Source organism: Pseudomonas parafulva (genome assembly GCF_000800255.1).
Lineage (GTDB): Bacteria > Pseudomonadota > Gammaproteobacteria > Pseudomonadales > Pseudomonadaceae > Aquipseudomonas > Aquipseudomonas boreofloridensis.
In genome coordinates, this window is sequence record NZ_CP009747.1 from 3,499,557 (window position 1) to 3,518,617 (window position 19,061).

Genomic DNA, 19,061 nt, shown 5'->3' on the forward strand with positions numbered 1-19,061 from the left:
AATGAGAATTCGACCATGTCATCTGCCCCTGCAAAACCCTTCTACCGCGACCTGACCTTCCAGGTGGTCGCGGCCATGCTCATCGGCATCGCCTTCGGCTTCATCGCTCCAGAGCTGGCGGCCAAGTTCAAGATCCTCGGCGACATCTTCCTCAAGCTGATCAAGACCGCCGTGGCCCCGCTGGTGTTCTTCACCGTGGTCCACGGCATCGCCTCGGCCGGCGACATCCGCCGCGTCGGCAAGGTCGGTATCCGCGCGCTGATCTACTTCGAGGTGGTCTCCACCCTGGCCCTGGCCATCGGCCTGGGCTGGGGCAACCTGATCGACATCGGTTCGGGCATGCATGACGCCCACCCCAACAGCGCCACCTCGGCCGCCGCCGCTGCCGCCGTGGCCAAGGGACACGCGCCGCAGTCGACCCTGGACTTCATCTACGGCATCTTCCCCGACAACTTCGTCGGCGCCTTCGCGGGCGGTCAGTTGCTGCAAGTGCTGGTGATCTCGGTGCTGTTCGGCTTCGCCCTGCTGGCGCTCAAAGCTGAGCGCCGCGCGGTGGTCGAGGACGGCCTGAACCGCGTCTCGGAGTGCTTCTTCGAGTTCATCAACCTGATCATGAAGCTCGCCCCGCTGGGCGCCTTCGGCTCGGTGGCCTACGCGGTGGGCAGCAATGGCACGGCGGTGCTGATGTCGCTGGCCAACCTGGTGCTGATGTTCTACGTGGCGGTGCTGTTCTTCATCTTCGTGATCCTCGGCACCGTGTGCCGGTTGTGCGGCTTCAGCCTGTGGCGCTTCCTCAAGTACATCAAGGATGAAGTGTTCATCGTGCTCGGCACCGCCTCGTCGGAAAGCGCCCTGCCGCGCCTGTTGCAGAAGCTGGAGAAGTTCGGCTGCTCCAAGCAGAGCGTCGGCCTGGTACTGCCCACCGGCTACGCCTTCAACCTCGACGGCACGTCGATCTACATGTCGCTGTGCGTGCTGTTCATCGCCAACGCCTATGGCGTGCCGCTGAGCTGGGAACAGCAACTGGGCATCATCGCCATCATGCTGGTGACCTCCAAGGGTGCGGCGGCGGTGTCCGGCGGCAGCTTCGTGGTGTTCGCCGCCACCGTCACGGCCATCGGCAACCTGCCGGTCGAAGGCCTGGCGCTGCTGTTCGGGGTGTACCGCTTCATGTCCATGGCCATCGCCACGTGCAACACCATCGGCAACAGCGTGGCCACCGTGGTGGTCGCCAAGTGGTCCGGCGAGTTCTCCGAGCAGCAGGCCCAGGGCGAGTACGAGCGGGTGCTCGGACGTGCCTCGGCGGCGCCGCTCTGAGCCATGGAGAAGCCCATGCAAGCCTTTCGTCTCGAACACGACGCCTTCGGCGCGGTGCAGATTCCCCAGGACAAGTACTGGGGCGCCCAGACCCAGCGCGCCATCGGCGTGTTCGGCGCCGGTCGCGAGCAGTTCCCGCCCGCGCTGGTGCATGCCTTCGGCCAGCAGAAGCTGGCCTGTGCCCGCGCCAACCGGCGCCTGGGCACACTGGACGCGGCGCTGGCCGAGGTGATCGAGCAGGCCGCGCAGGCGCTTGCCGACGGCCACTTCGACAGCCACTTTCCGCTGACGCTGTGGCAGACCGGCTCCGGCACGCAGACCAACATGAACGCCAACGAGGTGATCGCCAACCGCGCCAACCAGTTGCTGGGCCAGCCCTTGGGCGGCAAGACGCCGGTGCACCCGAACGATCACGTCAATCGCTCGCAGTCGTCCAACGACACCTTCCCCACGGTGATGCACCTGAGCACCCGCCTGGCCTTGAGCCAGGCGCTGCTGCCGGCGCTGGTGCAGTTGCAGGCCGCGCTGCAGGACAAGGCGCAGCAATGGCAGGCGGTGCTGAAGATCGGCCGCACGCATTTGATGGATGCCGTGCCCATGACCCTGGGCCAGGCCTTCGCCAGCTTCGCCGCGCAGATCGCCCATGGCATCGAACGCGTGCACGGCTGCCTGCCCCGGCTGAGCAGCCTGCCCCAGGGCGGCACGGCGGTAGGCACTGGACTGAACGCACCGCCAGGCTTCGCCGAAGCTTTCTGCGAAGCGCTGTCGCAGATCACCGACACCCCGTTCACCGCCAACCCGTGCGCGTTCGAGGGCATGGGTACCCACGATGTGTTCGTCGAAGTGTCGGGGGTGCTCAACGTGCTGGCGGTATCGCTGAGCAAGCTGGCCAACGACATTCGCCTGCTCGGCTCCGGGCCGCGTTGCGGGCTGGGCGAGCTGATCGTGCCGGACGACGGCCTGACGTCCTCGATCATGCCGGGCAAACGCAACCCGACGCTGGCCGAGGTGCTGGCCCAGGCCTGCATGCAGGTGATGGGCAACCACACCACAGTGACGGTGGCCGGCGCGTCCAGCCTGTTCGAGCTGAACGTGGCGAAACCGGTGATCATCCACAACGTGTTGCAGTCGATCAGCGTGCTGAGCGAGAGCATCGTGCGTTTCACCGAGCATTTGCTGCTGGGTCTGGAAGTGGATCGCGCGGTGCTGGCGCGCAACGTGGAAGGCTCGTTGCTGCTGGCCACGGCGCTGAACCCGGTGCTGGGCTACGACCAGGTGGCGCGCATCACGCGCAAGGCGGCCGATGAAGGACTGACACCGAAACAGGCCGCCGTAGCGCTGGGCCTGCTGACCGAACAGGCGTACGACGCGCATGTTCGGCCAGACCAGATGGTCGGGCGCTGAGGCCTGTAGGTTCGGCTTCGCCGTGGCCATTGCCGGGGACCGCTCTGCGGTCCAATCGCGGCGCAAGGCCGCTCCCACAAGTTGGCCGGTGTAGGCTCAGACTGCCTGGGGCGGGCCCCGTGCGCTGAGGCCCTTGCGAGCAACTGTCATGCTCAATTTCTGGCAACTCGCACGCTCGTGGGAGCGGCCTCGTGTCGCGATTGGACTGCGCAGCAGTCCCAGGTTTTCAGCTTCGCCGTGGCCATTGCCGGGACCGCTCTGCGGTCCAATCGCGGCACAAGGCCGCTCCCACAAGTTGGCCGGTGTAGGCTCAGACTGCCTGGGCGGGCCTCGTGCGCTGAGACCTTTGCGAGCAATTGTCATGCTCAATTCCTGGCAGCTCGCACGCTCGTGGGAGCGGCCTCGTGTCGCGATTGGACTGCGCAGCAGTCCCAGGTTTTCAGCTTCGCCGTGGCCGCTTGCGCTAGCGCAGGGTCTTGAAGAAGCCCATGCGCTGGCCCAGTGCATCGGCCAGCGCCAGCAACTCCTGGCTGTCCTGCGCCAGGCGCGTGGAGCCGGCCTGAACCTGCTGCGACGAGCCCTGGATGCGCTGGATATCCTGGCCCAGCAGCGTCGCCGCCGTGTCCTGCTGCGAAGACGCCGTGGCGATCTGCTCGTTCATCCGACTGATCGCCGCCACCTCACGGCGGATCTCGTTCAACGAACGCTGCGCCACCTGCGTGCGCTGCACTGTCTCCTGGGCCAGTTCGCGGCTGCTGCCGACGATCTGCGCAGTCTTGCCGGCGCCGTCCTGCAACTTGCCGATCATGGCGCTGATCTCGCGGGTCGATTCCTGGGTACGGTTGGCCAGCGAGCGCACCTCGTCGGCGACCACCGCGAAGCCCCGGCCGAACTCGCCGGCGCGCGCCGCTTCGATGGCCGCGTTGAGCGCCAGCAGGTTGGTCCGTTCGGCGATCGAGTTGATCACCTCGATGATGCTTTCGATGGCCTGGCTGTCCGAGGCCACTTGCAGCACCGCCTCGCTGGCCGACTCCAGCACCTGGGACAACGCCTGCATCGAATCGGCCGTGCCTTCGACCACGGTCTTGCCGGCGTCCACTTCCTGGTCGGCGGCAGCGGACGCTTGCGCTGCGCTGGCGGCATAGGCGGAGATCTGGTTGATCGCGGCCACCAGTTGGGTCACGGCGCTGGCCATCTGCTGGGTGTCGTCGCCCTGCTGCTGCATGCGCCCTTGATTGTCCGACGCGTTCTGGCGCATGCGGCTGGAGGACTCGACCAGGTCGCTCGCCACCTGGTTGACCTGGGTGACGATCTCGGTGAGGTGACGGTTGGTGGTGCCCAGCGCGCCCATCACGCTGTGCGGGTGCTGGCTGCGCAGGTTCGGGTCGATCTGGCCTTCGGCCAGGCCGCGCAACAGACGCGCCACTTCCTCAGGCTCGGCACCGAGGGTCGAGCGGATGCTGCGGATGATCAGCAGCGAGGCGACCAGGCTCAGCAACGCGGCCAGGGCCACCGACCACAGCATCAGCCCGGCGAAGCCCGAGGCACTCGCACGCACCTGGGCGATGTCGTGCACCACGTCCTTTTCCTGGAAGTCGATGAAGGCGTTGATGCTGCGCAGCCATTCTTTGTAGTCCGGCCCAACCTGTGCCAGCAGCAGTGCCTGGGCCTGGGCGAAATCGCCTTGCCGGCGCAGTCCAAGCAACTGCGCGGTGGCCGCCTGGGCGCTGCGTTCGGCGACCTGGATCTGCTGCTGCAGGCGCAGTTCTTCGGCACTGCCCAGCCCCTCGCCGAGCATCTTGGCCAACGGCGCGGCCGAGGTCTGATAGACGTCGTCAAGACGCTGGATGTCCTGGAGAATCGGCGTCAATTGGCTATCCTCGTGCACCAGCACCGCGTCGCGCAGGGCGATGGCGCGGTCGTGCACGCTGCCGCGCAGGTTGATGGCATAGCGCTGTTTGACAGTGGTCTGGCTGCTGACCTGGGTCAGTCGCTCGTCGATGCCGCCGACTCGCCGCACGCCAATGGCCGTGACGATCAGCATCAAACCCACGACCAATGCGAAGCCGAAGGCCAACCTTTTGGTGATACCGATCTTGCCGAACATGTTCATCCCCAAGCGCTAAAAGCTATTTGCCAGTATTCTCTACGAGAATCTGGGACGCGCGTATTAAAAAACTGCCTATGGGATGAATTGACTGCGCACATGGCTCGCGCGCACGGCAGGCGGGAACTAGCATCGAAGGCACGCGGTTTACCACCGCTGCACATTGAGGTTGCCTGCATGCCACACGCGCTCCGACGCTTTCTGCTCCTGCTGTTGACCAGCCTGCTGAGCGCCCAGGCCTTCGCCGCCCCCCAGACCCTGCGCCTGGGCACCGCCGCCCCCTACGCCTTCCTCGCCTTCGCCAACGACGACCTGCAGCGCGCCAGCCTGCCCGTGCAGCGGGCGGTGATCGTGCTGCACGGCGTGCGCCGCAACGCCGACGACTACTACCAGGCGGGCGAGCGACTGCTGAGGGCGGCGGGGCTGACCGCCAACGACACCCTGCTGCTGGCGCCGAACTTCCTCACCGTCAACGACCGCCTCGCCACACCGGACATGCCGTTATGGCCCAAGAACCTGTGGATGCATGGCACCGAATCGCGCAGCGGGCGTGCAGGCATCGCCGGCTTCAGCGTGCTCGACGATCTGCTGGCCTACCTGAGCGACCGCCAGCACTTTCCCGCGCTCAAGGACATCCTGGTGATCGGCCACTCCGCCGGCGGCCAGTTGCTGCAGCGCTACACCCTGCTCGGCGCCGGCGACCAGGGCTTGGACGCGCGCGGTATCAACGTGCGTTACCTGGTGTCCAGCCCGTCGTCCTACCTGTACCTGGATGCCAACCGCCTGCGCGATGGCGTCTTTGAGCCGCTGGCCAGTACCGAATGCCCCGACTACAACCACTACCGCTACGGTCTGGAGCAGGCGCCGGCGTACTTCACTCGCCAGGGCCTGGACGCCGTGCAGGTGTTCCGACGCTACGCCGCGCGCGACGTGACCTACATGGTCGGTCAGCTCGACGACAAGCCGGACGACCCGGTCATGGATCACGCCTGCGGCGCCGCCGTCCAAGGCGCCACCCGGCTGACACGCCAGCTCGCCTACCTGCGCTACGAGGCGTTTCTGGCCCAGCAGTGGCAAACGCCCGTGGCGCATCGACAGTTCCAGGTGCAGGGCGTCGGTCACAACGCGGCGCGGCTGCTGGTGGCCAAGGACGTGGTCACGATGGCGCGCGCGCCGCACTGATACCCTCAGCCGGTGTCGAGGGCGTAGAACTCCTGCAACTTGGCCTGAAGCAGTGCCTTGTCCGGCAGCTGGGTCTGGTACTCGGCCACCAGCGCCGGACTCAGGCTGCGGTTGAGGGCATACTCGACCACTTCGTCATGCTTGCTGGCACACAGCAGCACACCGATGCTCGGGTTCTCATGGGGTTTGCGCACCGTGCGGTCCAAGGCCTCGAGGTAGAAATTCAACGTGCCCAGGTGCTCGGGCTCGAAGCGTCCCACCTTGAGCTCCACCGCCACCAGGCAGTTGAGGCCCCGGTGGAACAACAGCAGGTCGAGGGCGAAGTCGCGTCCACCGACTTGCAACGGGTACTCGGCGCCGACGAAGCAGAAATCGCGCCCCAACTCGATGAGAAAACGCTGCAGACGCTGCAACAGGCCTCTGTGCAGGTCGACCTCGGCGTGGGTGTCCGGCAGGTCGAGGAACTCGAGCAGGTAGGTATCGCGGAACACCGACAGTGCCTGCGGGTGAGCGTCGGCCAGGGAGGCCGAGGCCTTGACCGGATCGGTGACGCTGCGCTCGAACAGGGCGGTGCGCATCTGGCGTTCGAGTTCGCGCTTGGACCACCGCTCGCGAATCGCCAGCCGCACGTAGAACTCGCGCTCTTCCACACGCTTGCTCTGGCTGAGGATGATCATGTTGTGGGTCCAAGGCAGTTGTCTCACCAGTGGCGAGACAACTTCGTCATGACGGTAGGCCTCATAGAATTGGCGCATCCGAAACAGGTTCGGTCGGGTAAACCCGCGCAACCCCGGCTGCGTCCGCGCCAGGTGCGCGGCCAACTGAGTGACCACCGCATCGCCCCATTCGGCGCTCTCGATCTTGCGGCTGATGTAAGCACCGACCTGCCAATACAGCTCGATCAAGTGCGTATTGACCGCCTGCAGGCAGCGCTGGCGCGCGCCGTGAATCAGGGTCACCACTTCGGCGAAGCGGTCTTCGCCCTGGCCTTGCGGTGAAGTGTTTTCGGATGTGTTGCGGGGTGTGGACATGGGCGCACTCCTGGCAGGAAGGTAAGCCAGGAAGCCTATCCAAGGGCGCCGCTCAATCGCTGTCGGACCGCTCCGAGTGGGCTGTGGTAAACGACAGAGGGGCGCCCGGTAAAGGCGCCCCTCTTCACATCGAGTTACACGCGCGGCTTTCAGCCCATCGAGCCCGCCACGACCTTGCGCGCATGCCCACGGGTGGTGACGATGCCCAGGAACGAGATCAGGATCGCCAGGCTCAGGGTCGCGCTGACTTCGGCACGGTGTTCCTCGGTGAACATCATCACCGCCAGCGCGCAACTGATGAACACGATCACGCCCCAGGTCAGCCAGGGGAACAGCCACATGCGGAACTTGAGTTCGGTGCTTTCGCGCTCCAGGCGACGGCGCATGCGCAGTTGCGAGATGGCGATGACCAGGTACACCAGCAAGGCGATGGCGCCGGAGCTGGCCAGCAGGAACTCGAACACGCCTTTGGGGGCGAAATAGTTCAGCACGGCGATGGCGGCACCGATCAGCGTACTGCCGAACACCGCGGCACGCGGCACGCCCACTTTCGAGGTGTGCTTGAGCAGGGCCGGCGCGTCGCCGCGCTTGGCCAGCGAGTACATCATGCGCGAGGCGATGTAGATCGACGAGTTCATGCAACTGGTCACCGCCACCAGCACCACCATGTCGACCATGAAGGCGGCGTTGGGGATGTTCATGATCTCCAGCGCGCGCTGGTAGGAACCTACCACCGCCAACTGCGGATCATTCCACGGCACCACCGAGATGATCACGAAGATCGACAGGATGTAGAAGGTACTGATCCGCCAGATGACCGAGCGGGTGGCCTTGGCGATGTTGCGCGACGGGTCGCTGGACTCGGACGCGGCGATGGTCACCGCCTCGGTGCCGATGAAGCTGAACATCACGGTGATGAACGCACCGATCACCGCCGACCAGCCGTTGGGGGCGAAGCCGCCGTGTTGCGCCACCAGCGTGCTCAGGCCGCTGACTTCGCGGTTGGGCAGCCAGCCCATCAGCGCAGCGAAGCCCAGGCCGATGAAGCCGAGGATCGCGGTGACCTTGAGAATGGCGAACCAGAATTCGAACTCGCCGTACTTGGCGACGCTGAACAGGTTGGTGCACGCCAATAGCAGCACCGAGGCCAGGGCGAAGATCCAACTGTCTACCTGCGGGAACCAGGCGTTGAGCACGTGCCCGGCGGCGAGCGCTTCGATGGGAATGACCAGCACCCAGAACCACCAGTACAGCCAGCCGATGGTGTAGCCGGCCCAGCGGCCAATGGCCTGGTCGGCGTAGGTGGAAAACGAGCCGGTGTCGGGATGGGCGACAGCCATCTCGCCGAGCATGCGCATCACCAGCACGACCAAGGTGCCGGCAACGAAATAGGAAAGGATGGTAGCGGGTCCGGCGGCCGCGATGGCGTGTCCGGAGCCGACGAAAAGTCCTGCACCAATGATGCCCGCGATGGACAGCATCGTTACATGACGTGGCTTGAAACCTTGAGCAAGGTTGCCATCAGTACCCACGGTGTTCATTGATATTGTTCTCTTTTTGCTGACACAAGTAAGGACGGGCAGGCGTAGGCGGAAACGATCTCCTTTTAAAACAATGAATTGCACGCAGTCCACGTGATGTTGTTGAGGTTGTTCACGGGTTGACGGACTGCGGCGTCGAAGTGGGCTTCATTCAAACAGTGCGGGTGCCGGGCTAATTGTTCGAGAGCGCCGCGAAGGTGTTCGATCACGACACCGTTTATCCGTGCACGCCACCGAGGGGGGCACCGATGGCGGTGCGGGGTATGTCGGTGGCAGCAGGCTCACCCGCGAACGGGCGGCGCCTGCGTCAGGACTCAGCGCAGCGCCCGGTCCACCAGCACTTGCAGGCGGCCGCGCGAGCATTGCTCGACCCGCGCCTCGACGCCGTACACCTGCGCCAGCAAGTCCGGCGCCAACACCTGGGCCGCAGTGCCGCAGGCCACCACCCGGCCTTTCTCCAGCATCACCAGGCAATCGGCATGGCTGGCCGCCAGGTTGATGTCGTGCAGCACCGCCACCGCCAGCAGGCGATGGCGCACGACGCGCTCGCGCACCGCATCCATCACCCGCAGTTGGTAGTGCAGGTCCAGCGCGCTGGTGGGCTCGTCGAGCAGCAGCACCTGGGGATTGCGCGCCAGCAGTTGAGCCAGGGCCACCAACTGGCGCTGGCCGCCGGACAGGCTGTCGAGTCCCTGCTCGGCCAGGTGCTCGATGCCGAGTTGGCGCAGCGCCTCGTACGCCGTGCCCAGCACGTCCTGCGCCGCGCCCACGCGCAGGGCGGCGACGATGCTCTCCAATACGCCCAAGGCCAACCCCGGCGGCAACTGCTGGGGCATGTAGGCCAGGCGCCGGGCGCGCTCGGCGAACGGCAGGCGGGTGACGTTCTCGCCGTCGAGATGCACGGCGCCCTGCATCCGCTCCAGCCCGGCCAAGGCGCGGAGCAAGGTGGACTTGCCGGCGCCGTTGGGCCCGACCAGCGCCACCAGGCTGCCGGCCGGCAGTTCCGGCAGCCTCAGGCCCTGGATGATCGAACGTCGGCCATAGGCCACCGAGACCTCGTCGATACGCAGACTCACAGTCGCCTCCCGCGCTTGAACACCAGCGCCACGAACACTGGCACACCGACCAGCGCGGTGACGATGCCGACCGGCACGATCACCCCCGGCAGGATCAACTTGCTGGCGATCGACGACAGCGACAGCAGCAGCGCCCCGACCAGGGCGCTGGCCGGCAACAGGAAGCGCTGGTCCTCGCCCACCAGCAAGCGCGCGATGTGCGGGCCGACCAGGCCGATGAAACCGATGGTGCCGACGAAGGCCACGGCGGTCGCCGACAGCAGGCTGATGCGCAGCAGCGAGGCCACACGCAAGCGTCGGGTATCCACGCCAAAACTGCGCGCGCGGTCCTCGCCCATGCGCAGCAAAGTCATGGCCGACGCGCTGCGCAAGGAAAACGGCACGACCAGCGCCAGCACCGCGGCGAGGATGCCAAGCTTCTGCCAGTTGGCCCGGGCCAGGCTGCCGAGGGTCCAGAACACCAGTTGCTGCAACACGTCCTCGGTGGCCAGCAGTTGCAGCAACGACACCAGCGCGTTGCAACTGAACACCAGGGCGATGCCGAACAGCACCAGGCTTTCGACCCCCGCGCCGCGCAGCCGCGACATGCCCTGCAACAGCAGCACCGACAGGCACGCGAAGACGAACGCCATCACCGTCACCTGGGCGCTGGGCGAGAGCCAGGCCACGCTCAGCGGGTAGGCGATGGCCAGCGAGGCGCCGAGCGCGGCGGCCGACGACACGCCCAAGGTGAACGGGCTGGCCAGGGGGTTGTCGAGGATCGCCTGCATTTCGGCGCCGGCCAGCGCCAGGGCCGCGCCCACCAGCACCGCCATCAGCGCATAGGGCAGGCGCACGTTCCAGATGATCACCCGCTCGGTGGCGCTCAGCGTGCTCGGGTCGAACACCCCGTGCAGCAATTGCCCCAGGCCCATGCCCGAGGCGCCGCTGGCCAGGTCACCGAGCACCGACAGCAGCAACAGCACGGCCAGGCCGCCGACCAGTGCGGAGCGCCGCCACAACAGGCGTCGATACTGCCAGGCCGCCTGTTCGACGCCTGGCAGCGCCTGGGCCTGGGCCGTCACTGGGCGTCGATCCAATAGTGGCCATCCAGGCCGACTTCGAGCATCCGGTTGATCTGGCCCATGGTCGCCTGCGGGTCCAGGTCCTTGAAGCGCTCGGGGTGAATCCAGCGGGCCATGGCTTCGATGGCCAGGATGTTGAACGGCGAGTTGTAGAAGTCGTGCCACAGGCCATGGGCCTGGCCCTCGCGGATCGGCCGCAGCGGCGCGAATTCGGGGCGCGCGGTGATCTTCGCCAGGCTCTGGCGTGCGCTGTCGGCGCTTACGCCAGCCCCGAGCAGCACGCCTGGAGCACGGTTGCCGGTGGCGATGTAGACGTCCGGGTCGGCCTTGAGCACGTATTCGACGCTGACATCGCCCAGCGCGCCGGGCACCACGTCGGCGGCGATGTTATGCCCACCGACCGCCTCGACCACGCTGCCCAGGCCGCTCTTGCCAGTCGTATGGCCCGGCGCCTGCCAGACACCGGCCAGCAGTTCGAGGAACACCTTGGGCCGCTGGCTGGGCTCGAGCCCCGCCAGCGCATCGGTGACTCGCTTGAGGTGACTGTCGTAGAAGCTCAGGTACTGCTGCGCTTGCTGCTCGCGGCCGAGCAAAGTGCCCAGCGCTTGCAGGCTGACCCGGGTGTTCTCGATCGGGTGCACGCGAAAATCGATGAACAGCACGGGAATGCCCGCCTGCTCCAGCAGGTCGGCCACCGGGCTGTGCTGGGTCGGCCCTTCGCCGGCGATGCTGAAGATCGCCAGGTCCGGCTTGAGCGCCAGGATCTGCTCGGCGCTGACGCTCTGCTCCGAGGCCTGGCCGATCAGCGGCAGCTTGGCCACCTGTGGATAACGCTTGGCGTAGACCTCATAGGTGTGCGGGTCGAGCAGGCGCATGTCGTTCTGCCAACCGACCACACGCTGGAACGGGTTGTCGCGGTCGAGCAGGGCCAGGGCGAAGAACAGCCGGCCCTCGCCGAGGACGATGCGTTGCGGCGCGTGGTCCATCTGGACCTTGCGTCCGAGCACGTCGGTGACTTGGGTGGCGCTGGCGGTCTGGGCAATGCCCAGTCCGGCCGCGAGGAAGACCACGAGCGGCAGCAACTGCCGCGCGCAACGGAGAATGGCGGACATGCAAGGGCTCCTGCGACTGCGGATGCGTGACAGAGAATCGGTCTCATTCAAGCCGCGCATTCTAGTCGCCGCCGTGCCCTGGGCAGCGTGTGGGAATGTAATGGAATGTCATGCGCTAGCGCGGTGACTGTGAGGCCGTACCACCCCATGCTCCAGGGGTTTATGCGGACATTGCGCAAGCCAACTGTCTCTCACCTACCACCGACCCGCGGTCTTGCTCAACTTCTTGGGGGCTGCACGATCTCGTGGGAGCGGCCTTGCGTCGCGATTGGACCGCAGAGCGGTCCCGGCAATGGCAGCGGCGAAGCTGAAAACCTGGGACCGCTACGCGGTCCAATCGCGACGCAAGGCCGCTCCCACAAAGCCGCGCTGGACGCTGGAGATCATGCGCTGCAGATGAACAGCAAACGCATGTTCACGCGGTGTCGCAATCTCGGCGCCAGCGGCCGTCAGTCCAACATCGCCTTCAAGGCCCGGCAATCCGCAGCGTGCCAGTCGGCCAGGCCCGGCCAAGGGTTGTCCGCCAGGTTCACCAGGACCGTGCCAGCACCGGCGGCGCGACCGCAATCCAGGTCGTGGCGGTGATCGCCGACCATCAGCAATTGCGTGGGGGCCACGCCCCAGGCCTTGGCGATGTGCAGCAGGCCTTCGGGTTCGGGTTTGGGCGCTGCTTCGTCGCGACCCAGCACCTGCTCGACGGGGAAACAGTCGGCCAAGCCAATCGCCTGCAAGGTGATATGCGCCAGCTCGCGGGCATTGCGGGTGAGGATCGCCAGGCGACAGCCCCGCGCCGCCAACTCGCGCACCAACTCCACGGCGCCGCTGGCAGCGGTCGAGGTCAGCGCCAGTTCGCGCTCATGCTCCAGCAGCCAGGCGTGCTTGGCGGCCGCCTCGGCCGGCGGCAGCGCGGCGAGATGGCCCAGGATGTCGTCCTCGGGCGGAATCTGCAGCGTACGGCGGATGGCGGCGAAATCGTGCACCGCCACGGTGAGGGTGCCGTCCATGTCGAACACCCAGTGGCGCGCCTCGTGCAGCTTCATGCCCAGTCCTTGCGGTGGCGGATCAGGCCTTCCTGGGTGGTCGAAGCCACCAGTTGCCCGGCGCGGTTGAAGATGCTGCCGCGACTGAAACCGCGCGCGTTGCCGGCCCAAGGGCTGTCGGTGGCGTACAGCAGCCACTCGTCGGCGCGCAGGTCGCGGTGGAACCACAGCGCGTGGTCGAGGCTGGCGATCTGCATGTCCTTCTGCCACACCGAGCGGCCATGGGGCAGCAGCGCAGTGGTCAGCAGGCCGAAGTCCGAGGCATAGGCCAGCAGGTACTTGTGCAGCGCTGGAGTGTCGGCCAGGTTGCCGTCGGCGCGGAACCAGGCGTACTTCACCGGATCGCCGGGCTTGGGGTCGAACGGGTCACGCTCGGTGACCGGACGAATCTCGATGGGCTTGGCGCACAACACCTTGTCGCGGATGCGCTCGGGCAGCTTGTCGGCCATGGCCCGGGCCAGCTCCACTTCGCTGGGCAGGTTTTCCGGCCCGACCACCTCGGGCATCGTCGCCTGGTGCTCGAAACCGCCCTCGTCGTACTGGAACGAGGCGCTGCAGGTAAAGATCGGGTTGCCCTTCTGGATCGCCGTGACCCGGCGCGTGCTGAAGCTGCCACCGTCGCGCACTCGGTCCACCGAGTACACCACCGGCATGCTGGCATCGCCCGGGCGCAGGAAGTAGCCGTGCAGCGAATGCACGTGGCGCGCGTCCTCGACCGTCTGGCTGGCCGCCGACAGCGACTGGCCCAGCACCTGGCCGCCATACAGCTGGCGGAAGCCCAGGTCCTGGCTGCGACCTCGGAACAGGTTTTCTTCGATGGGTTCGAGGCTCAACAGGTCGACCAGGTCGTCCAGTACGTGGCTCATCGGCGATATCTCCTACGGCATTGCGGCAATCGGTTGAATGGCGCGAATCATACAGAATTTGTCAGCGCCGCCGCGCGCAAGTGCCGTTCAGCCGCGCACGCTGCGTTCCCAGTGCGCACGGTCCATGCGATAGAGCACGTGCGGGCGCAGCGGGTGGCCCTCGGGCAGACGCGGGTGCTCGAAGCGGGCCGCTTCGTCCTCAAGCATGCCGATGGCCTGCATCACTTTCTGCGACGGCACGTTGTCCTGGCTGGTGAAGGCCACCACCTCGTCCAGACGCAACTGCGCGAACGCGCAGCGCAGGCAGGTCCACGCCGCCTCGCTGGCGAAGCCCTGCCCCCAGTGGCGCCGGGCCAGGCGCCAACTGATTTCCACGGCCGGTGCGAAGGGCGCGTCGAAATTGACGTTGAGCAGCCCGGTCAGGCCGATGAACGCGCCGCTGTCCATGCGCTCCAGGGCCCAGAGGCCGTAGCCGTATTCGCTGAAATGCCCGCGAATGCGACCGATCAGCGCGGCGCATTCCAGGCGCGTCAAGGGCGCTGGGAAGTAGCGCATCACCTGCGGGTCGGCGCACATCTCGGCGAAGGCCGGCAGATCGTCGTCGTGCCACTGGCGCAGGTTCAGGCGTGCGCTTTCGAGGGTGAGGATGGGGGTCATGGACAGGGCTCCGGCTGGCACTGGGCTGCAGTCTACAGCGTAGGCAATGGATGAAGATTTCCTCATGTGCCGGGGCCAATGGATTTTTCACAATGGCTTCACCGGGCTCCCACAGATCCGTTCGCACAATTGATCCATACCCGCCGCCGCCCTGTTCGCGGCCCTTTCCTGCCGGAGCCCGCGCATGCTGTCGAGCGACACCCTCACCCCCTTGGTCATGCCCACGCGCCGTACGTGGCAGCGCCTGCCGCGCATCACCCTGGCGCTGGGCCTGGCACTGCTGTTAACCGCCGCATCGGCACTGCTGTGGGCGTCGACGAGGACCACCATCGTGAACCTGGGCAACGAACGACACTTGAACGCCAGTGGCCTGCTGCAGCAGTGGGCCGAAGGTGCGGTCATCGTGATGATCCGCCATGCCGAGCGCTGCGACAGCGCGCCCGGCCCGTGCCTGGACGACGCCACCGGCATCACCGTGGCCGGCAGCCAGGCCGCCAGCCGCGTCGGCGAAGGCCTGCAGCACCTGGGCCTGGCGGGCGCCGACCTGCTCAGCAGCCCGAAACTGCGCACCCGCCAGACCGCGCACTTCATCGTCGGTGACACGGTCACCAGTGAGGACTGGCTCGAAGGCTGCAACGCCCACTTCACCGAACAGGCCCTGGCGCACAAACGCAGCGGTCACAACCTGGTGCTCATCACCCATGACGGCTGCGTCGATCATTTCCAGCGCTCGCTGAGCGTCGCGCCCGGTCAACGCGACAGTGCCTACGCCAGTGCCCTGTTCGTCTCGGTCGATGGCAACGGCAAAGCACGGATTCTCGGGCGCATGAACGAGCCGGACTGGCAGCGGGTGCTGGCCACGCGGCAGCGCTGAGCGCTCGTCTTGCGCCGCATCGCCGGGGACAGGCAAGATCAGCGCTGCCTTTCGCCGCGACCCTCGCCATGTCCCTGCCCCTGATCTACCACGACGACTACAGCCCGGAATTTCCGCCCGAGCACCGCTTTCCAATGGACAAGTTTCGCCTGCTGCGCGACCACCTGGTCGCCAGCGGCCTGACCCAGGACGAGGCGCTACTGCGCCCGGCCATCTGCCCCGATGACATCCTCGCCCTGGCCCACGACCGCGCCTACATCGACCGCTACATGAGCGGCGAGCTGTCGCGCGAAGACCAGCGCCGGCTCGGCCTGCCCTGGAGCGAGGCGCTGGCCCGGCGGACCGTGCGGGCCGTCGGCGGCTCGCTGCTCACCGCCGAAATGGCGCTGCAACAGGGCATCGCCTGCCACCTGGCCGGCGGCACCCACCACGCTCACTACGACCATCCGGCCGGTTTCTGCATCTTCAACGACCTGGCGGTGATCAGCCGCTATCTGCTCGAAGCCGGGCGCGTCCAGCGGGTACTGATCTTCGACTGCGACGTGCACCAGGGCGACGGCACCGCGCGCATCCTCGAGGACACCCCGGACGCCATCACCGTCTCGCTGCACTGCGAGCAGAACTTCCCGGCGCGCAAGGCGCGCAGCGACTGGGACATCCCGCTGCCACGCGACATGGGCGATGCGGCCTACCTGCAGGTGGTGGACGATGCGCTCAACTACTTGTTGCCGCTGTATCAGCCTGACCTGGTGCTGTACGACGCCGGCGTCGATGTCCACCAGGACGATGCCCTTGGCTACCTGCAACTGACCGATGCCGGGGTTGCCGCGCGCGACGAGGCGGTGCTGCGTCATTGCCTGGGCCGCGACATTCCGGTGGCTGGGGTTATCGGCGGCGGCTACAGCAAGGACCGCGAGGCCTTGGCCCGTCGTCACGGCATCCTCCACCACAGCGCAGCGCGGGTGCTGGGTTACGCACAATGACTGTGGAACCGCCTGTGGATAACCTGAGCGAAAGCCGCCACAGCCCTTTAACTGCCTGACCTGCAAGCATCTGATCATTTTCTGTACAGTGCCTGTGGCCCCAGCGCTGGGGTAGAATGCCGGCTCTTTTCCACAGCCGCCTGCCGCCATGACCGACTCTTGCCCCGCTCGCCCTCCCCTCGTCGCCGTGATCGGTGCCGGTCCTGCCGGCCTCATGGCCGCCGAGGCGCTGGCCCAGGCGGGTGTGGCGGTGGAGGTGTTCGACGCCATGCCCTCGGTCGGCCGCAAGTTCCTGCTGGCCGGCGTCGGCGGCATGAACATCACCCACTCGGAGCCCTACCCCGCTTTTGTCGGTCGCTACGGCGAGCGCCGCGACGCACTCGATGCGCTGCTGCGCGACTTCGACGGGCAGGCGCTACGCCAGTGGATTCACGGCCTGGGCATCGAGACCTTCGTCGGCACCTCGGGCCGGGTGTTTCCCACCGACATGAAGGCCGCGCCACTGCTGCGCGCCTGGCTCAAGCGCCTGCGCGAAGCCGGCGTGGTTATCCACACCCGGCACCGCTGGCTGGGCTGGACTGCCGAAGGGGCGCTGCGCATCGGTTATCCACAGGGCGAACGGCACGTGCACGCCCAAGCGATGGTGCTGGCCCTGGGCGGCGGCAGTTGGGCGCGCCTGGGCTCGGACGGCGCCTGGGTGCCCGTGCTGGCCGAGCGCGCTGTGGATATCTCGCCACTGCGCCCGAGCAACTGCGGGTTCGAGGTCGAGGGCTGGAGCGAGCTGCTCAAGGCCAAGTTCGCTGGGGCGCCGCTGAAGAACATCGCCCTGAGCGTGCCGGGCAGCGTGCCGCGCAAGGGCGAGTTCATCCTCACGGCACAAGGGGTCGAGGGCAGCCTGGTGTACGCCTGGTCGGCGCCGCTGCGCGCCAGCCTGGAACGCGAAGGTCGCGCCACGTTGTTGCTCGACCTGCTGCCGGACCGGCCTGTGGACAAGATCGCCCAGGCCCTGGCCAAGCCGCGCGGTTCGCGGTCCATGGCCCGGCACCTGCAAGGGCAATTGGGCATCGATGGGGTGAAGGCTGCGCTGCTACGCGAACTGACCGACCCGGCGACCTTCGTCGATCCGCAGCGCTTGGCCGAAGCGATCAAGGCGTTGCCCATCGAGTTGCTGCGCACACGGCCACTGGACGAAGCGATCAGCAGTGCCGGCGGGGTGCGCTTCGAGGCGCTCGACGACGGCTTGATGCTCAAGGCACTGCCGGGCGTGTTCTGCGCCGGCGAGATGCTGGACTGGGAAGCGCCGACCGGCGGCTACCTACTCACCGCCTGCTTCGCCAGCGGCCTGCGCGCCGGACGGGCTGCGGCGCAGTGGGTCGCTGAGCTCCAGCCCGCTTCGACTAACCCCTGACACCCCACCTGCAGTGCAGCCTCGTCTCGCGATCGGCCTTGCGCCACTAGGGTTTGCGCTTGCGCGGTCCGCCATTGAAACTCGGCACCTTGCGTACCGGCTTGACCGTCGGCGCAGCGTCCTCGGCGCTGTCCATCCACTTGCCCAAGCCGCGCTTGGCGCTGTTCTCCTTGGGCTTCTTGGGTTTCTTCGGCTTCTTCAGTACCTGGCCGCTGGCATCGGTCATCGGCACCCGATGATCGGGGATGAAATCCGCCTCTTCATGGCGCGGCAAGGTCTGGCGGATCAAGGTTTCGATGGCCGACAGCAGTTGCACTTCATCGGCGCACACCAGCGAGATCGCCTCGCCCTTGTTGCCGGCACGACCGGTGCGGCCGATGCGGTGCACATAGTCCTCGGCGACGATGGGTAGATCGAGGTTGACCACCAACGGCAGGTCGTCGATGTCCAGACCGCGCGCCGCCACGTCGGTGGCCACCAGCACCTGGATCTCGCGCGCCTTGAAGGTATCCAGCGCGCGCTGGCGGGTGGCCTGGGGACGGTCGCCATGGATGCCGTCGGCCTTGATGCCGTCGGCGAGCAAGCGCTCGACCAGTTGATCGACACCGTTGCGCGTCTTGGCGAACACCAGCACCTGGCTCCAGCGCTGCTTGCGCAGCAGGTGGCAGAACAGGTCGGTCTTGCGCTTCTTGTCTACCGGCACCAGCCACTGCTTGACCGTGGTGGCGGCGGCATTGCGCGGGCTCACTTCGATACTCAGCGGATCGCTCAGCGCCAACCCGGCGAGTAGGCGGATCTGCTCGGAGAAGGTGGCCGAGAACAGCAGGGTCTGGCGCTTGCGCGGCAGCGCGGCGTACACCGCCTGCAATTCTTCGGCGAAACCCAGGTCGAGCATGCGGTCGGCTTCGTCGAGTACCAACATTTGCACCTGAGCGAATTTCAGGGCGTTCTGGCGGAATAGGTCGAGCAGCCGGCCGGGAGTGGCCACCAGCAGGTCGACACCGCGGCGCAGGCGCATCATCTGCGGGTTGATGCTGACACCGCCATACACGGCATAGGTGCTCAGCGGCAGTTGCTCGGCATACTCGCGGATGTTGGCGTGGACCTGCTCGGCCAGCTCGCGGGTGGGCACCAGCACCAGGGCGCGGATCGAGTTGCTGTCCACCTTGCCGCCCTCCAGTGCCAGGCGTTGCAACACGGGCAGGGCGAAGCCGGCGGTCTTGCCGGTGCCGGTCTGGGCGGCGGCCATCAGGTCGCGGCCGGCCAGCACGGCGGGAATGGCCTGGGCCTGGACCGGCGTGGGAGTGCAGTAGCCCAACTGCTCCAGGGTGCGCAGCAGCGGTTCGATCAGGCCGAGTTTGGCGAAAGTCATGGGTGTACCGTCAGAGGGGGTTCAGCG

16 protein-coding genes and 1 pseudogene are annotated in these 19,061 nt (G+C 66.7%); 6 read left to right on the top strand and 11 right to left on the bottom strand.

Annotated features, from left to right (window positions below):
- Window positions 1–15: 15 nt before the first annotated feature.
- Together dctA and NJ69_RS15190 are read left to right on the top strand one after the other, a co-directional pair.
- A complete protein-coding gene (gene dctA, locus NJ69_RS15185; protein ID WP_029615177.1) occupies window positions 16–1,317 on the top strand; it encodes a C4-dicarboxylate transporter DctA in 1,302 nt (433 codons plus the stop codon).
- Between the two features lie 15 nt (window positions 1,318–1,332).
- Window positions 1,333–2,721 (top strand): class II fumarate hydratase, encoded by a 1,389-nt coding sequence (locus NJ69_RS15190; RefSeq protein ID WP_039580431.1) that lies wholly within the window; start codon window positions 1,333–1,335, stop codon window positions 2,719–2,721.
- A 463-nt stretch (window positions 2,722–3,184) separates the two neighbouring features.
- Here the strand turns inward: NJ69_RS15190 and NJ69_RS23240 are convergent, their stop codons facing one another.
- Window positions 3,185–4,246: a methyl-accepting chemotaxis protein gene (locus NJ69_RS23240; protein ID WP_432416639.1), complete on the bottom strand. Its 1,062-nt coding sequence runs from the start codon at window positions 4,244–4,246 to the stop codon at window positions 3,185–3,187.
- 66 nt (window positions 4,247–4,312) lie between these two features.
- Window positions 4,313–4,834 (bottom strand): annotated as a pseudogene (locus tag NJ69_RS23245) (MCP four helix bundle domain-containing protein); the annotation flags it as partial.
- A gap of 171 nt (window positions 4,835–5,005) precedes the next feature.
- Between NJ69_RS23245 and NJ69_RS15200 the strand changes: the two are divergent.
- Window positions 5,006–6,010, top strand: coding sequence for a hypothetical protein (locus tag NJ69_RS15200; protein WP_039580432.1), 1,005 nt, complete (start codon window positions 5,006–5,008; stop codon window positions 6,008–6,010).
- A 5-nt stretch (window positions 6,011–6,015) separates the two neighbouring features.
- Here NJ69_RS15200 and NJ69_RS15205 read toward each other — a convergent pair whose 3' ends face one another.
- From NJ69_RS15205 to NJ69_RS15240, 8 genes are all read right to left on the bottom strand, one after another.
- Window positions 6,016–7,041, bottom strand: a complete 1,026-nt coding sequence (locus tag NJ69_RS15205) for a PDDEXK nuclease domain-containing protein (RefSeq protein ID WP_039580434.1) — start codon at window positions 7,039–7,041, stop codon at window positions 6,016–6,018.
- Window positions 7,042–7,190: 149 nt separating this feature from the next.
- Complete coding sequence (gabP, locus tag NJ69_RS15210) at window positions 7,191–8,582, bottom strand: GABA permease (RefSeq protein ID WP_029614685.1); 1,392 nt, start codon at window positions 8,580–8,582, stop codon at window positions 7,191–7,193.
- A gap of 314 nt (window positions 8,583–8,896) precedes the next feature.
- Window positions 8,897–9,658, bottom strand: a complete 762-nt coding sequence (locus NJ69_RS15215; RefSeq protein WP_039580436.1) for an ABC transporter ATP-binding protein — start codon at window positions 9,656–9,658, stop codon at window positions 8,897–8,899.
- Window positions 9,655–10,722: a FecCD family ABC transporter permease gene (locus NJ69_RS15220; protein WP_080754762.1), complete on the bottom strand. Its 1,068-nt coding sequence runs from the start codon at window positions 10,720–10,722 to the stop codon at window positions 9,655–9,657. Before NJ69_RS15220 ends, NJ69_RS15215 begins: the two co-directional genes overlap by 4 nt.
- The gene (locus NJ69_RS15225) at window positions 10,719–11,834 is read right to left on the bottom strand and encodes an ABC transporter substrate-binding protein (protein ID WP_039580438.1); all 1,116 of its coding nucleotides are present in this window, start codon (window positions 11,832–11,834) and stop codon (window positions 10,719–10,721) included. Before NJ69_RS15225 ends, NJ69_RS15220 begins: the two co-directional genes overlap by 4 nt.
- Window positions 11,835–12,283: 449 nt before the next feature.
- Window positions 12,284–12,874, bottom strand: coding sequence for an HAD family hydrolase (locus NJ69_RS15230; RefSeq protein ID WP_039580441.1), 591 nt, complete (start codon window positions 12,872–12,874; stop codon window positions 12,284–12,286).
- A complete protein-coding gene (gene tesB, locus NJ69_RS15235; RefSeq protein WP_039580443.1) occupies window positions 12,871–13,740 on the bottom strand; it encodes an acyl-CoA thioesterase II in 870 nt (289 codons plus the stop codon). The genes NJ69_RS15230 and tesB overlap by 4 nt, the downstream gene beginning before the upstream one ends.
- A gap of 87 nt (window positions 13,741–13,827) precedes the next feature.
- Window positions 13,828–14,397: a GNAT family N-acetyltransferase gene (locus NJ69_RS15240; RefSeq protein ID WP_039580447.1), complete on the bottom strand. Its 570-nt coding sequence runs from the start codon at window positions 14,395–14,397 to the stop codon at window positions 13,828–13,830.
- Window positions 14,398–14,581: 184 nt separating this feature from the next.
- On the opposite strand from NJ69_RS15240, the gene NJ69_RS15245 reads away from it, so the two are divergent.
- From NJ69_RS15245 to NJ69_RS15255, 3 genes are all read left to right on the top strand, one after another.
- Complete coding sequence (locus NJ69_RS15245) at window positions 14,582–15,271, top strand: histidine phosphatase family protein (protein ID WP_029614679.1); 690 nt, start codon at window positions 14,582–14,584, stop codon at window positions 15,269–15,271.
- Between the two features lie 68 nt (window positions 15,272–15,339).
- Window positions 15,340–16,254 (top strand): histone deacetylase family protein, encoded by a 915-nt coding sequence (locus tag NJ69_RS15250; RefSeq protein ID WP_039580450.1) that lies wholly within the window; start codon window positions 15,340–15,342, stop codon window positions 16,252–16,254.
- 148 nt (window positions 16,255–16,402) lie between these two features.
- Window positions 16,403–17,662, top strand: coding sequence for a TIGR03862 family flavoprotein (locus tag NJ69_RS15255; RefSeq protein ID WP_039580453.1), 1,260 nt, complete (start codon window positions 16,403–16,405; stop codon window positions 17,660–17,662).
- A 46-nt stretch (window positions 17,663–17,708) separates the two neighbouring features.
- Here the strand turns inward: NJ69_RS15255 and NJ69_RS15260 are convergent, their stop codons facing one another.
- Complete coding sequence (locus NJ69_RS15260) at window positions 17,709–19,034, bottom strand: DEAD/DEAH box helicase (RefSeq protein WP_039580456.1); 1,326 nt, start codon at window positions 19,032–19,034, stop codon at window positions 17,709–17,711.
- Window positions 19,035–19,061: the final 27 nt, after the last annotated feature.

Bases quoted from the DNA above. Each gene is read 5' to 3' on its own strand.
- dctA (WP_029615177.1), top strand. From the start codon at position 16: ATGTCATCTGCCCCTGCAAAACCCTTCTACCGCGACCTGACCTTCCAG.
- NJ69_RS15190 (WP_039580431.1), top strand. From the start codon at position 1,333: ATGCAAGCCTTTCGTCTCGAACACGACGCCTTCGGCGCGGTGCAGATT.
- NJ69_RS23240 (WP_432416639.1), bottom strand. From the start codon at position 4,246: ATGCTGTGGTCGGTGGCCCTGGCCGCGTTGCTGAGCCTGGTCGCCTCG.
- NJ69_RS15200 (WP_039580432.1), top strand. From the start codon at position 5,006: ATGCCACACGCGCTCCGACGCTTTCTGCTCCTGCTGTTGACCAGCCTG.
- NJ69_RS15205 (WP_039580434.1), bottom strand. From the start codon at position 7,041: ATGTCCACACCCCGCAACACATCCGAAAACACTTCACCGCAAGGCCAG.
- gabP (WP_029614685.1), bottom strand. From the start codon at position 8,582: ATGAACACCGTGGGTACTGATGGCAACCTTGCTCAAGGTTTCAAGCCA.
- NJ69_RS15225 (WP_039580438.1), bottom strand. From the start codon at position 11,834: ATGTCCGCCATTCTCCGTTGCGCGCGGCAGTTGCTGCCGCTCGTGGTC.
- NJ69_RS15230 (WP_039580441.1), bottom strand. From the start codon at position 12,874: ATGAAGCTGCACGAGGCGCGCCACTGGGTGTTCGACATGGACGGCACC.
- tesB (WP_039580443.1), bottom strand. From the start codon at position 13,740: ATGAGCCACGTACTGGACGACCTGGTCGACCTGTTGAGCCTCGAACCC.
- NJ69_RS15240 (WP_039580447.1), bottom strand. From the start codon at position 14,397: ATGACCCCCATCCTCACCCTCGAAAGCGCACGCCTGAACCTGCGCCAG.
- NJ69_RS15245 (WP_029614679.1), top strand. From the start codon at position 14,582: ATGCTGTCGAGCGACACCCTCACCCCCTTGGTCATGCCCACGCGCCGT.
- NJ69_RS15250 (WP_039580450.1), top strand. From the start codon at position 15,340: ATGTCCCTGCCCCTGATCTACCACGACGACTACAGCCCGGAATTTCCG.
- NJ69_RS15255 (WP_039580453.1), top strand. From the start codon at position 16,403: ATGACCGACTCTTGCCCCGCTCGCCCTCCCCTCGTCGCCGTGATCGGT.
- NJ69_RS15260 (WP_039580456.1), bottom strand. From the start codon at position 19,034: ATGACTTTCGCCAAACTCGGCCTGATCGAACCGCTGCTGCGCACCCTG.